The sequence below is a fragment of the Hyphomicrobium denitrificans ATCC 51888 genome (assembly GCF_000143145.1).
GTDB lineage: Bacteria > Pseudomonadota > Alphaproteobacteria > Rhizobiales > Hyphomicrobiaceae > Hyphomicrobium_B > Hyphomicrobium_B denitrificans.
In genome coordinates this window covers 1870113-1883258 of the sequence record NC_014313.1, presented here as the reverse complement: position 1 = coordinate 1883258, position 13146 = coordinate 1870113, and the positions used below count along the sequence as shown (strand labels likewise).

At 61.9% G+C, this 13146-nt stretch carries 13 protein-coding genes and 1 tRNA gene; 10 read left to right on the top strand and 4 right to left on the bottom strand.

The features are described from left to right. Positions 1–14 precede the first annotated feature (14 nt). The 3 genes from msrA to HDEN_RS09090 all read right to left on the bottom strand — a co-directional run bounded on the left by msrA (position 15) and on the right by HDEN_RS09090 (position 1592). Positions 15–758 (bottom strand): peptide-methionine (S)-S-oxide reductase MsrA, encoded by a 744-nt coding sequence (gene msrA, locus HDEN_RS09100; protein ID WP_013215814.1) that lies wholly within the window; start codon positions 756–758, stop codon positions 15–17. 95 nt (positions 759–853) lie between these two features. Next, positions 854–1402 carry a BPSL1445 family SYLF domain-containing lipoprotein gene (locus HDEN_RS09095; protein WP_013215813.1) on the bottom strand — a complete coding sequence of 183 codons (549 nt, stop codon included), beginning with the start codon at positions 1400–1402 and terminating at the stop codon, positions 854–856. Positions 1403–1517: 115 nt separating this feature from the next. Beyond that, positions 1518–1592, bottom strand: a tRNA-Val gene (locus tag HDEN_RS09090). A 284-nt stretch (positions 1593–1876) separates the two neighbouring features. Between HDEN_RS09090 and HDEN_RS09085 the strand changes: the two genes are divergently transcribed. Together HDEN_RS09085 and HDEN_RS09080 are read left to right on the top strand one after the other, a co-directional pair. Further along, positions 1877–4189 (top strand): efflux RND transporter permease subunit, encoded by a 2313-nt coding sequence (locus HDEN_RS09085; protein WP_013215812.1) that lies wholly within the window; start codon positions 1877–1879, stop codon positions 4187–4189. Positions 4190–4261: 72 nt separating this feature from the next. After that, positions 4262–4639 carry a DsrE family protein gene (locus HDEN_RS09080; RefSeq protein WP_013215811.1) on the top strand — a complete coding sequence of 126 codons (378 nt, stop codon included), beginning with the start codon at positions 4262–4264 and terminating at the stop codon, positions 4637–4639. Here the strand turns inward: HDEN_RS09080 and HDEN_RS09075 are convergent. Continuing rightward, positions 4629–5312 carry an HAD family hydrolase gene (locus tag HDEN_RS09075; protein ID WP_013215810.1) on the bottom strand — a complete coding sequence of 228 codons (684 nt, stop codon included), beginning with the start codon at positions 5310–5312 and terminating at the stop codon, positions 4629–4631. The genes HDEN_RS09080 and HDEN_RS09075 overlap by 11 nt on opposite strands. Positions 5313–5482: 170 nt before the next feature. Here HDEN_RS09075 and rpiA point away from each other — a divergent pair, with 170 nt between their 5' ends. The 8 genes from rpiA to HDEN_RS09040 all read left to right on the top strand — a co-directional run bounded on the left by rpiA (position 5483) and on the right by HDEN_RS09040 (position 13129). Then, positions 5483–6208, top strand: a complete 726-nt coding sequence (gene rpiA / locus HDEN_RS09070; RefSeq protein ID WP_013215809.1) for a ribose-5-phosphate isomerase RpiA — start codon at positions 5483–5485, stop codon at positions 6206–6208. Next, complete coding sequence (locus tag HDEN_RS09065; protein WP_013215808.1) at positions 6208–6726, top strand: DUF2059 domain-containing protein; 519 nt, start codon at positions 6208–6210, stop codon at positions 6724–6726. Before rpiA ends, HDEN_RS09065 begins: the two co-directional genes overlap by 1 nt. 16 nt (positions 6727–6742) lie before the next feature. Continuing rightward, the gene (gene gor, locus HDEN_RS09060; RefSeq protein WP_013215807.1) at positions 6743–8122 is read left to right on the top strand and encodes a glutathione-disulfide reductase; all 1380 of its coding nucleotides are present in this window, start codon (positions 6743–6745) and stop codon (positions 8120–8122) included. A gap of 55 nt (positions 8123–8177) precedes the next feature. After that, positions 8178–8933 carry an SDR family NAD(P)-dependent oxidoreductase gene (locus HDEN_RS09055; protein WP_013215806.1) on the top strand — a complete coding sequence of 252 codons (756 nt, stop codon included), beginning with the start codon at positions 8178–8180 and terminating at the stop codon, positions 8931–8933. A 133-nt stretch (positions 8934–9066) separates the two neighbouring features. Beyond that, positions 9067–10470, top strand: coding sequence for a class II 3-deoxy-7-phosphoheptulonate synthase (locus tag HDEN_RS09050; RefSeq protein WP_013215805.1), 1404 nt, complete (start codon positions 9067–9069; stop codon positions 10468–10470). Between the two features lie 88 nt (positions 10471–10558). Continuing rightward, positions 10559–10717 (top strand): hypothetical protein, encoded by a 159-nt coding sequence (locus HDEN_RS18350; RefSeq protein ID WP_013215804.1) that lies wholly within the window; start codon positions 10559–10561, stop codon positions 10715–10717. A 174-nt stretch (positions 10718–10891) separates the two neighbouring features. Beyond that, positions 10892–11305, top strand: a complete 414-nt coding sequence (locus HDEN_RS09045; RefSeq protein WP_013215803.1) for a universal stress protein — start codon at positions 10892–10894, stop codon at positions 11303–11305. A gap of 96 nt (positions 11306–11401) precedes the next feature. Then, complete coding sequence (locus tag HDEN_RS09040; protein ID WP_013215802.1) at positions 11402–13129, top strand: NAD+ synthase; 1728 nt, start codon at positions 11402–11404, stop codon at positions 13127–13129. Positions 13130–13146 lie beyond the last annotated feature (17 nt).

The window sequence follows — 13146 nt, the reverse complement described above, 5'->3', positions numbered from 1 at the left end:
GAAGCAGTGCCGCCTCAGTGCGTCGGCTTGGCGACGGCGACGAGAGCCGGTTCGGCGCGATAGGCTTCCGGATAAAGCCGCTTCAAGTTCTCGATCTTCGGCATGTCGTTGATGACGATGTACGGATACGACGGATTGAGCGTCAGAAAGTTCTGATGATACGCTTCGGCCGCATAGAAGCTGCGGCCTGGTTCGATGGTCGTCGCGATTGGTTTTGAAAAGACCTTCGCGGCGTCGAGCTGGCTGATGTAGGCCTTCGCGACCTTCGCCTGTTCATCCGACGTCGGAAAGATCGTCGAGCGGTATTGCGTGCCGCGATCCGGTCCCTGCCGGTTAAGCTCTGTCGGATCGTGCGCGACGGAAAAGTAGATTTGCAGAAGGCGTCCGTAGCTCACCGTTTTCGGATCGAACGTGACGCGCACGGATTCCGCATGTCCTGTCCGTCCGGTTCCGACGACTTGGTACTTTGCGTCTTCCGCCTTGCCGCCTGCGTAACCCGACACGGCTTCCTTCACGCCCGCAACGTGCTGGAAAACGCCTTGCACACCCCAGAAGCATCCGCCTGCGAACACGGCGGTTTCGACGGCCGCCGTGACGGGTTCGTCAACTGTGGGAGCAGGGAGCGGGCGGCCTTCCTCCGACACCGAACGCGACGCGCCGAAAATGAATGCGGCGGCGAGGATCAAAGCACCGGACAGGAAAATGCCGTTCAGCCAAGAGAGGCGCGAGCGTGTCGGTTTCGACGACGATGCATCCATGAAACGCTCCCAAACGAGAAAAGGCGCCCGAATGTCTCGGACACCTTTCATACGTCTAAGTCCCGAGTGCCGTTACATGACGGCTGCGGAAACGCTCACCGCGATATGCGCGAAATCTTCGAGCCTTCGAGCGTCAGGTTATACATGAGGCCCTTCGGATCGAGGATGAAACCAACAACGGGACTGGTGATCTTGTTGGTATCGACCGATCCGCCGACGCCAACCGTGATGATCGCAACCGAACCATCGACGCCGACTTTCCAGCCCGACGTCCGGCGGAACTGATCGAGCGCCTGCGGGGTCATGAACATGATGATGACCGAGCGCGACTGAATACCGAGCTGAAAGCCGACCGATGCCGAGACATTGTTATAGTAGCCCGCCGTCCGGCCGTGCACGCGCAGCGCGCCTTCTCCGTATTCGCCGCCGAAGCCGAACCCGGCTTTGACGATTGACGGAAAGACGAGGATGCCGACCGCCTTGTGCGCCAGTTCCCGGGCGCCGCGGACCTGATAGAAAAAGGTGTCGAGTGTCGCGTCGACGCCGGCATCGATGTCCGGAGCCGAAGCGGCCTTGACTTGAGGCGACGCGACGAGCACCGCAGCGAGCGCCAGAAACGCGACAGTTAGACCTTTGAGTGACATTTTTGCTCTCCCTCGCCTCCCGCAGCACTGGTGGCGCGGATTCGTGGCCAAATTCGGAGCTGGGAGAGACTAAAATTGTCCAGGCAACTCGCGGTACGGGGTGTTGGCCGGGGCATGGTGGGCGGTACAGGGATTGAACCTGTGACCCCACGCGTGTGAAGCGTGTGCTCTACCGCTGAGCTAACCGCCCTGTTCGAAGACGGCCCTTATGCGAGGCCGGGCCCGAACCTGTCAAGCGCGCTGCGTAGACGCCGCCTGATATCTGACCGATGCCCGACTCTCGGTGTCGCGGAATCGGGTTCTGCCGCCAGCCTCTGCCAGTGCCTCGCGGGCGGAAAGCTGTTGTTTGACCGTGGCCCGCTTGCCACGTGCCCTTGCGCTCGCCCGATTCATAGTGCGATGTGCCGAAAACGTGCGACCGCGGAAGATGCTGATCTACGGTGTCTTTATTCGGGGGTCGCTCGGGAGGAAGGTTTGCAGCTCGAGACGCCGCCACGTCCGTTTCCGATGTCGCTGGGTTTGAATAAGCTGGGCTTGATCGGGCTCCGGATTCCCTGGCTGACCGCGGCTCTCATCCTCCTCATCACCGCGATCGCGGCAACAGGCCTGATGCGGTTGAAGGTCGACGACAGCTTGTCCGAGCTGTTCCGCACCAACACGCCCGAATTCAAGACCTACGAAGAAATCGATCGCCGCTTTCCGTCGAGCGAATACGACGTGCTGGTCGTCGTCGAAGGCGAGAAGCTTTTGACGCATGAAGGCCTCGCCGCGTTCGCGAACGCGGCCGCCGACTTGCAACTTGCCGATGGCGTCGATGGCATCGTCTCGATGCTCTCGGCGCGTGGCAAGCCGGACTCGACCGGCTATGCGCCGCCCGTCGTGCCCGACGATCTGCCCCAGGACAAAGCCGCCTTCGACGCGATCATCTCGGCGCTGAAGAACAACGACATCGTCAAAGGCAAGTTTCTGTCCAATGACGGTCAGCTTGCGTTGATGGTGCTGGCGCTCGATCGTGGCGTCGTTGCCGAAAAGTCCGCGAAAACCGTCATCGGCGCGATCGAGCAGGTCGCGAAAGAGGATCTCAATCCCGCCGGTCTTTCGGTCAAGCTCGCCGGTGCGCCGGTGATGCAACTCGAGATCCGCAATTCGGTCGAGCGCGACCAGATCGTCTATAACGGCCTCGGCCTGCTGTTCGGCGCGACGATTGCTGCGATCTTCTTTCGCCGCGTTTCTCTGATGCTGGTCGCCGCCCTGCCGCCGGTCATCGCGGTGATTTGGTCGCTCGGGCTTCTGGGCTGGCTGGGGTTCAAGCTCAACCTGTTTCTGAATGTGATGACGCCGCTCATCATGGTGATGGGCTTCGCCGACAGCATGCAGATGGTGTCCGCGATCCGCATCCGGTTGCGTGAGGGCGACACCAAGCTCGAAGCGGTGAAATTCGCGATCAACGTCGTTGGCCCTGCGTGCGTTCTAGCGCACGGGGCGGCGCTGCTGTCGTTCCTGGCGCTGTTGTTCTCGGAGTCGGGCCTCATCCGCACGTTCGGCGAAGCCGGAGCGATGGCGGTCTGCATCTCGTTCGTCGCCGTCATCGTCGTGCTGCCGATGCTGGCGCTGCTGTTCATTCGCAACGAGAAGTCGCTGGCGCGCGAACATTCGCCCGCCGACCGGATGATGGATGCGCTCGGCAACTTCGTCGGCGTCGTCGTCGATCGCGTCGTCAAGCATTCCGTACTTTACACACTCCTCGGCTTTGCGCTGTTCGGCATCTTCGCGTACCTGCACCTGCAGCTCGAGCCGCGCTATCGCCTCGCCGATCAGGTCCCGGACCGCGAGCAGGCGCTCGCCGCGACCGGCCGCATCGACTCTAAACTCACCGGCGCCAACCCGTTCCACGTCATGATCCGCTGGAAAAACGGCGCCAGCCTTTACGACCCCACGACCCTCAAGGTCATCGAGGAAACGCACGCTTCGCTGGAGAAATCGGCAGGCCTCGGCAACGTCTGGTCGCTGGAAAGCCTCAGGCGATGGCTGCGCGAGAATGGCGACGACAGCGTTGAGACGATCAAGAAATACGTGGGCCTGCTGCCCGAACATCTGGTCCGTCGCTTCATTGCCAAGGAGCAGGACGCAGTCCTTGTGACGGGACGGTTGCCCGACGTCGACGCGAGCCAGATTCTGCCAGTGGTCCATAAGGTCGATCAGGCGCTCGATCCGATCCGCGCGCAGTTCCCGCAGTATGAGATTTCCGTGACCGGTCTGCCGGCGCTCGCCGCGCGCAACAGCTACCGCATGATCTCGCAGCTCGATGAGAGCATTCCGCTTTGCGTGCTGGTCGCGGCCGTGCTTCTCGCGATCGCATTCCGCTCGGTCTTCGTGGGCTTCATCAGCCTGCTGCCTGGGCTGTTCCCTGTCGTCACGTCGGGCGCACTGCTCTGGTACTTGAATGGCGGATTGGAGTTCGCGTCCGTTGTCGCGCTGCTCGTCGTATTCGGTCTCGGCGTCGATGCGCTCATCCACTTCTTGAACCGGCTGCGACTTGAAGAAGGGCCGGGCGTGTCGCCGGAGGTGGCGATACGCAATGCGCGCGTGCTCGTCGGCCCGGCGATCATCCTGACGACGATCGTGCTCGCCTTCGGCCTCGGCGTGACCGTGTTTTCGGATCTCCCGTCGCTTCGGCTCTTCGGCTTCGTTTGCGGCGTGACGCTGGTCGCGTCCCTCGTCGCCGACCTCGTGTTTCTGCCGGCGAGCATTCTTGTTTACCGTCGCTATATCAGTCGGCATTTCTGACTGACGGTGGTTGCGATCCCGGATTAATCAGCGCACTCTGGCGCAGGCGGACTCGCGGGTGAGGCGATCGCTATGACGCAGAAGCTGATCATCATCCTGGCCAACACCGATCCTTGCGACGGCGAGGCGATCGGTGCACCGATCGTCCAGGCGATGGTCGCCGCGACGATGTCATTTCATGTCGAGGTCATCTGCACCGGGACGTCGACAAAACTTCTGAAGTCCGGTGTCGCGGATAAAATCCGCCTCAAATCCGCCGATACGCGCTCGATCCACGACTTCATCAAGGAAGCGCACGCTGCCGGCGTGAGATTTTATTACTGCTCGCAGGGCCTCGATCTCGGAGGCCTTCACAAATGCGATCTGATCCCGGAATGCAAAGGTGTCGTCGGTGCGGCGCATCTGATCGAGGCGATCATGTCCCCCGATAGCAAAGTGCTCACGTACTGACGGTCTTTCCTGCGAATTTATCGAGGGCCGCAGTTAAATCCTTATAGTCGTCGATGACCGCGTCCGGTCCGTATGATGCAACGGGATCGACGCTATATCCGAAGCTGACGGCGACGATCGGAACTTGCGCCGCCTTTGCCGTGCGGATGTCCGTTTCGCTGTCGCCCACCATGATCGACGTTGCCGGTCGCCCGCCTGCGCGCGCGATCGTGCCCGTCAAATGTCGCGGGTCCGGCTTGTAGCTTCCGAGACTGTCGCGTCCGGTGAGCGCCGAGAAATAGCCATCGAGATCGAGTTCTTCGAGCACGCGCCGGGCATGGATTTCGATCTTGTTCGTGCACACCGCAAGCGTCGCGCCGCTGCTGCGCAGTGCTTCGAGCGTCGCGACGACGTTGGGATAGGGGATACTCCGGTCGGCGATATGTGCGGTGTAGTAGGCGATAAAGACTTCGAACAGATCGTGAAGCTCGCGTTCCGGCAGCGTCCGGCCGTGCGCTTTGACCGCGCCGTCGATCATCGCGAGCGCGCCATGACCGACGAAGCGGCGGATCTCGAGTTCGTTCACCCGCTCGAGACCGAGCGTCTTCAGGACGTAATTCGTCGCTTCGGCAAGGTCCGGCGCCGTATCCACAAGTGTTCCGTCGAGATCGAAAACGATCGTCCAGTCTTTCATGAACTCTCCTTAGACGGCCGCTATCGAAAGGGCGTCATGATCGACATCATTGCGGGTGAGGCATCCGGCCTGGCAGCGTGCAGCTTGAAAGGGTTTCACCGTCAGCCTACAGAAGTCGCGCGAATTGAGGTCGAAGGCACGTCATAGCGGTATAACTCGTTGGGGCAGACATGAGCAGCGACGATTGGAAGCGTCAGGCGGCGGAACAAGCCTTGAGCTACGTTGAAGACGGCATGAAGCTCGGCCTCGGTACGGGGTCGACGGCCGCCAAGTTCGTCGATCTTCTCGGCGAAAAAGTGAAAGGCGGCCTGAAAGTCGTCTGCGTTCCGACCTCCGAGGCGACACGCGCGCAGGCGGCGGCTTTGGGAATTCCTCTCGCCACCCTCGACGAGCATCCAGCCCTCGATCTGACGGTCGACGGCGCCGACGAGATGGACGAGGAGATGCGTCTGATCAAAGGTGGCGGCGGCGCCCTGTTGCGCGAAAAGATCGTCGCGGTCGCGTCCGACCGGGTCGTGATCATTGCCGACAGCTCGAAGCGCGTCGATGTTTTGGGGCGCTTTCCGCTGCCGATCGAAGTCGTGCCGTTTGGCCTCGCATCGACGCAACGCCTGATCTTTCAGATGGCCACCGACGCCGGTTGCGATGGCGAAATCAAACTGCGCCTGGGCGCGGGCGGTGCCCCCTTCGTGACAGACAATGGCAACCATATTCTCGATTGCTCGTTCGGCGCGATTGACGATCCGGAGGCGCTGGACGACGCTCTGAAGCTCGTTCCGGGCGTCGTGGAGACGGGACTGTTTCTCGGCATCGCCGACGTGGGAATTGTTGCCGGACCGATGGGCGTCGAAGTTCTTTCGGCGATCGATGCTGATTTCGACGAGGAGAATTCATAATGCGTTCGATCATTGCTGCGATCTGCCTTGCCGTCGCTTTCGCCGTTCCGGCGCTGGCCGACGACGCACAACCGCCTGTCGATCCCGCTCGTGTCGCCGCGGCCCGCGATCTTCTGGAAGTGACGGGCGTCACGCGGCAGATGGACGGCATGGTTGAAGCCATGTCGCGCGGCTTCGCCAAGGGCGCTGGCGCCGAAAATTCGGAAGCAGGCAAGCAGCTTTCGACGCAGTTCGATTCCGGAATGAAAAAGCTTCTGGAATACAAAGATCAAATGATCTCGGACTTTGCCGTGCTTTATGCTCAGACGTTCACGGAAGAGGAAATGAAAACCGTCGCCGATTTCTATCGCTCGGGCGCTGGTGCCAAGTTCATCGCCAAAACGCCGGAGCTGATGCAGAAGGGTGCGACCATCGGCATGAAATACAGCGAGAAGATCGCCGATGAGATGAAAGCAGCCACGCAGCCGCCCCAGCCCACGACCCCGTCCGATCAACCCACCCCGGCGCAGCCGAAATAGAAGCCATTACAGGTTCATGCAGGAATTCGAATACGATCTCTTCGTCATCGGCGCAGGGTCCGGCGGCGTCAGAGCCGCGCGGATCGCGGCGAGCTACGGTTCCCGCGTCGCAATCGCCGAGGAATATCGCGTCGGCGGCACGTGCGTCATTCGCGGATGCGTGCCGAAGAAAATTCTCGTCTATGCCAGCCGCTTTTCCGACGAGTTCGAAAACGCGGCCGGGTTCGGCTGGTCATTTTCTGAACCGAGCTTCGATTGGCCGTCGCTGATCGCGGTCAAGGACAAGGAAATCGCGCGGCTCGAAGCGGCCTATGGTTCGACGCTCGCGAAGTTCAACGTCGAGGTTTTCGCGGAGCGCGCGACGGTCTCCGGCCCGAACGAGATCGTCCTCGCCTCGGGGCGGAAAATCACCGCGAAATATATCCTCATCGCAACGGGCGGCCGGCCGAACCTCGACCCAAATCTGCCCGGCATAGAGCACGTCATCACCTCCAACGAAGCTTTCGATCTGAAGACGATGCCGCGTCGCGTCGTCGTCGCCGGCGGCGGCTATATCGCGGTCGAGTTCGCATCGATCTTCAACGGCCTCGGCGCCGACGTCACGCTCGTCTATCGCGGCGAGAAAATCCTGCGCGGGTTCGACGAGGATTTGCGCGACGGTCTGACGGCCGCCATGACGAAGCGCGGCATCCGCATCGTCACCGGCCAGGTTTTCTCGAAGATCGAGAAATCGGGCGGTGCGCTGGCCGGGCATCTGACCGGCGGCGAAATCCTTGAGGCCGATGCGATCATGTTCGCTATCGGCCGCTCGCCGAATTCGACCGGATTGGGGCTTGAAGCCGCTGGCGTCAAACTCGACGGAGAGGGCGCCGTCGTCGTCGATGCAGGATCGCGAACGACCGTTGCGTCGATCTACGCCGTCGGCGACGTCACCAATCGCGTCAATCTCACGCCCGTCGCCATTCGCGAGGGACACGCCTTCGCCGACTCCGTCTTCGGCGGCAAGCCGAAGTCCGTCGACTACAAGATGATCCCGACCGCCGTCTTCGCGACGCCCGAAATCGGAACCGTCGGCTTTTCCGAGCACGAAGCCCGGATGCAGTTCGGCGCCGTCGATATCTATAAGGGCAGCTTCCGGCCGATGAAGTCGATCATCGCGGGCCGGGATGAGCGGATGATGATGAAGGTCATCGTCGAAGCCGCGAGCGACCGCGTCGTCGGCGTCCATCTGCTCGGCCCCGACTCGGCCGAAATCGCGCAAATGGCGGCGATCGCGCTGCGCATGGGCGCGACGAAGTCTGACTTCGATCAAACAATGGCGCTGCATCCATCCGCCGCGGAAGAACTTGTGACCTTGCGCGAAAAATGGGTAGCTCCGGGCGAAGCCGCCGGTTGATCCGAGCCCGACGGAAATCTAAGGGTTCACCTCGATTCCAGGCAGAGAGGGCGGCATGACACGTCTCAGCGGAAAAATCGCGATCGTCACCGGAGCGGGAATTGGCATCGGCCAGGCGATCGCGAAGCGATTTGCGGCTGAGGGCGCGCATGTCTGGGTCACCGACATCAACGGCGAAACTGCCGAGGAAACCGTTCGCGATATCAAGGCTAACGGCGGCGCCGCAACGGCGATGGTCGTCGACGTCTCCAAGGGACAGGATCTGACGGCGCTCGTTCGCAACGTCGAAGTGGCGCACGCCCGTGCCGATATTCTGGTCAATAACGCCGGTATTCTCGTCCGAAGCGAATTGCGTCAGCTGTCGGATGCCGACTGGGACAAGCTGCGCGAAGTGAACGTCGACGCCATTCTGCGCTTGAGCCGCGATGCGCTGCCGTTGCTGCGCAAAGGCCAGAACCCGTCCATCATTAACATCTCGTCGATCATGGCGCATCGCGGCCTGCGTCCGCTCGCGGCCTATACGGCGACGAAGGGCGCCGTGACGGCGCTGACCAAGGGCCTTGCCGTCGAATACGCGCCGTTCAGCATCCGCGTGAATTCGATCGCTCCGGGTTATATCGAGACGGCGATCACCAACCGCCTGCTGAAGCTGCCGCCCATCAAGCAGGCCCTCATCGACAAGACCCCGATGGGCCGCCTGGGGCAGCCCGAAGACCTCGTTGGCGCAGCGGTCTTTTTTGCTTCCGACGACAGCCTATATTGCACCGGCGCGGAGCTGTTCGTCGACGGCGGCATGGCAGCTGGGCTCTAAGGTACTTTCTTCGCCTGCAACCCAGCTTGCCCGGCTGAGCGTCGCTGGCGTATAAGCCCCAATAAAGCGACACGGAGCGCATTGGCCGGCCGGCCGCAAGGCCCGGCAACCGAACGCTCGCCAGGAGTTCAAGATGGCACCTGCCACACAGTCCGAAAAATGGTCACCCGATAGCTGGCGCGCCAAGCCGGTCCAGCAGGTTCCGGATTATCCGGACGCCAAGGCCCTGCAGGATGTCGAGGCTCGTCTCGCGACGTTTCCGCCGCTGGTTTTCGCGGGCGAGGCACGCGACCTCAAAAAGCAGCTTGCGTCGATCGCGCTGGGCAACGGTTTTCTCCTCCAGGGCGGCGATTGCGCCGAAAGCTTCGCCGAGCACCGCGCCGACAACATCCGCGACTTCTTCCGCGTCTTCCTGCAGATGGCGGTCGTGCTGACCTATGCCGGCGGTGAACCGGTGACGAAGGTCGGGCGCATCGCCGGGCAGTTCGCCAAGCCGCGTTCGTCGCCGACCGAAAAGAAAAACGGCAGCGAGCTTCCGAGCTATCGCGGCGACATCATCAACGGCACCGAGTTCACAGCGGCGGCGCGTATCCCTGATCCGGCTCGCCAACTCGAGGCGTATCGCCAGTCGGCGGCGACGCTCAACCTGATCCGCGCCTTCGCGACGGGCGGCTATGCCGATCTCGAGCGCGTGCATCAGTGGAACATGGGCTTCGTCAAGGATAGCCCGCAGGGCCATCGCTATCAGGAGCTTGCCGATCACATCGCCGAGACGCTGCAGTTCATGCGTGCGTGCGGCATCACATCGGAAAACACGCCGCAACTTCGCGCGACGAATTTCTACACGAGCCACGAGGCGCTGCTGCTCGGCTACGAGGAGGCGCTGACGCGCAAGGATTCGACCAGCGGCGACTGGTACGCAACCAGCGGCCACATGATCTGGATCGGCGACCGTACGCGCCAGCCGGATCACGCGCATATCGAATACTGCCGCGGCATCAAAAATCCGATCGGATTGAAATGCGGTCCTTCGCTCGAACCCGATGGTTTGCTGCGGCTGATCGATCTGCTCAATCCGAAGGACGAGCCGGGTCGCCTGACGCTCATCTGCCGCTTCGGTTACGACAAGGTCGAAGCGCATCTGCCGAAGCTCATCCGCGCCGTTAAGAAGGCTGGGCGCACGGTTATCTGGTCCTGCGATCCGATGCACGGCAACACGATCTCGGCCGTCAATGGCTACAAGACCCGGCCGTTCGATCGTATCCTCAAGGAAAGCCTGTCGTTCTTCGAAGTGCATCGCGCCGAAGGCTCGCATGCTGGCGGCATTCACGTCGAGATGACGGGCCAGAACGTGACGGAATGCACGGGCGGTGCGACGGCGATCTCCGAACAGGATCTGTCGGATCGCTATCACACGCATTGCGATCCGCGGCTCAACGCCGATCAGGCGCTGGAGCTGGCGTTCCTGGTTGCCGAGCAGCTGAAGAAAGAACGCGCAGCCGATGCGCGGCTTGAGCCGAGAACGCTCATCGCTTGAGACCAAGGTCGCCGGCCGTGTGCGTATCGGCCGGCGATGCGTCTGTCTCGGGTGCGGTGCACACATCGCACCGACAGGGAGTGCAAGCATGCTTCGCATCGTCTTGGCATTCGCATGCATCGTCTACGTATCGGGTGCTGTTGCCGCGCAAAAGAAACCCACGCTTGCGCAACAGGTGCAACCCTCGGGAATTTGCTGGGAGCCCGATATCGAGTTTCCCGTGCCCTGCGATGAGGACGACGATTAACCTATCGTCATGCACGTTTTCGCTAAGCGGCAGGTTCCGCCGTGTGCGGAGTTCTTTCCAGCTGGTAAAATCGCATTCCGAAAAGTAAAGTGACGCGCCGCCCGTTGACTTAGGACAATGGCATACGGTTCAGCGCTCCATAACGTTTTCCACGGTCATACCAGTGAGGAAATCATGGTCCATAAAATTCTCTGTGCAGTCGATGGCACGTCTCATTCCGATAAGGCCGTCCAGTTTGCGGCAGAGCTCGCAAATAAGCTCGGCTCGAAGCTGACGATCGCTTCGGTCAACGTGATGATCGGCGGAGCCCGCAGCGGCGCGATGTATCTCAAGGAAGATCGCGACGTGCAGCAGGCGCTCGACGCAGCGGCAAAAGCGGCAGCAGCTGGCGGTGCCAAGGACGTAGCCACGGCCTACCTGCGCAGCCGTGAAGCGGCGGCGGGAGTCGTTGCCTATGCCGAGCAAGAGGACTTCGATATCATTATTACCGGAACGGGTGATAAGCACGGGCTGTCGCGTCTCGTTCTCGGCTCTGTCGCTGCGGACATCGCGGGTCGGGCGCATTGTACGGTCATCATCGCGCGTTAAAGCGTGACAACACTTACCTTGAAGCGGCATAAGACGGATATCGGCGCGCCCTAGAGTCATGGCGCGCCGACCCTTTCTCGAGGATCCGGCCGCCGTATGCGCATTGCCCTTGCTCAACTCAACGCGACCGTTGGAGATCTCGCCGGCAACGCGCGCCGCGCTGCCGAAGCGCACGCCAAAGCCGCTGCGCTCAGCGCCGACGTCATCGTCTTCCCGGAACTTTTTCTGAACGGGTATCCGCCCGAAGACCTCGTTCTGAAGCCGGCATTCCAGGACGCCACCCGCGCCGAGCTCGAGCGCCTCGCCACGGCATGCGCGGAAGGCCCGGCCATTTTGATGGGCACGATCTGGCGCAAGGACGGCAAGGTTTATAATGCCGTCGCGCTGCTCGATCGCGGCCGCATCGAAGCCATCACGGCGAAGGCCGAGCTTCCGAACTACGGCGTATTCGACGAAAAGCGCGTCTTCGCCTCAGGCCCGATGCCGGGGCCGCTCAACGTGCGCGGGGTGCGCATCGGTGTTCCGATCTGCGAGGACATCTGGACGCCGGAAGCCGTCGAGACGCTGGCCGAGACCGGAGCCGAGATCATCATCTCGCCGAACGGCTCACCGTTCGACTGGCATAAGCCCGACACGCGCATGAACATCGCGGTCGCGCGGGTGACGGAAAGCGGCTTGCCGCTCGCGTATTTGAATCAGGTCGGCGGTCAGGACGAACTCGTCTTCGACGGCGCCTCGTTCGTGCTGAATGGCGATCGCAGCCTCGCCGTGCAGCTTCCCGCCTGGCGCGAAGCTCTCGTAGTGACGGAATGGCAGCACACGCCCTCGGGATGGCGGTGTCAGTCTGGCGAAGTGGCGAAACTCTCCGACGGCTCGGCCGCGGCTTACGACGCCTGCGTTCTCGGGCTCCGCGATTACGTCGACAAGAATGCATTCCCCGGTGTTGTGCTCGGATTGTCGGGCGGCATCGATTCCGCGCTCGTTGCGGCGATCGCGGTTGATGCGCTCGGTCCGGATCGCGTTCACGCGGTGATGCTGCCGTCGAAATTCACGTCCGATGACAGCCTGCAGGACGCGGCCGAATGCGCCAAGGCGCTCGGTATCCGCTACGACAAGGTTTCGATAGAGCCTGCCGTCGCCGGTCTGACCTGGAGCCTCAAGGATCTCTTCGCAGGCACGAACTCCGACATCACGGAAGAAAACCTGCAAAGCCGCGTGCGCGGCACGATCCTGATGGCGATCTCGAACAAGTTCGGCGCCATGCTCGTCACGACCGGCAACAAGAGCGAAATGTCCGTCGGCTATGCGACGCTCTACGGCGACATGAACGGCGGCTTCAACCCCATCAAGGATCTCTACAAGACGGAGGTCTATGCGCTGTCTCGCTGGCGCAATGAGCAGCGCCCCGATGGCGCGTTCGGGCCGCAGGGCATCGTCATTCCGGAACGCATCCTGACCAAGGCGCCGACCGCTGAATTGCGCGCCAACCAGACCGACCAGGACTCGCTGCCTCCCTATGATGCTCTCGACGATATTCTCGTCAGCCTCGTCGAAAAGGAAATGCCGGTCGCCGCAGTGATCGCGCGCGGCCACACTCTCGAAACCGTCAAGAAGGTCGAGCGGCTGCTTTATCTCGCCGAATACAAGCGCCGCCAGGCCGCGCCCGGCGTCAAGATTTCCTCGCGCAACTTCGGCCGCGACCGCCGCTATCCGATCACCAACCGGTTCCGGGAGGACGTTCCCTCAGAGAAGCCGGAAAAGACGGCTTCCGCCGAACCCGGGACAAGGGACGGCGCACGGACACATCCAAACGTCGCAAAATAATCGGCCCGCCCTTGCCA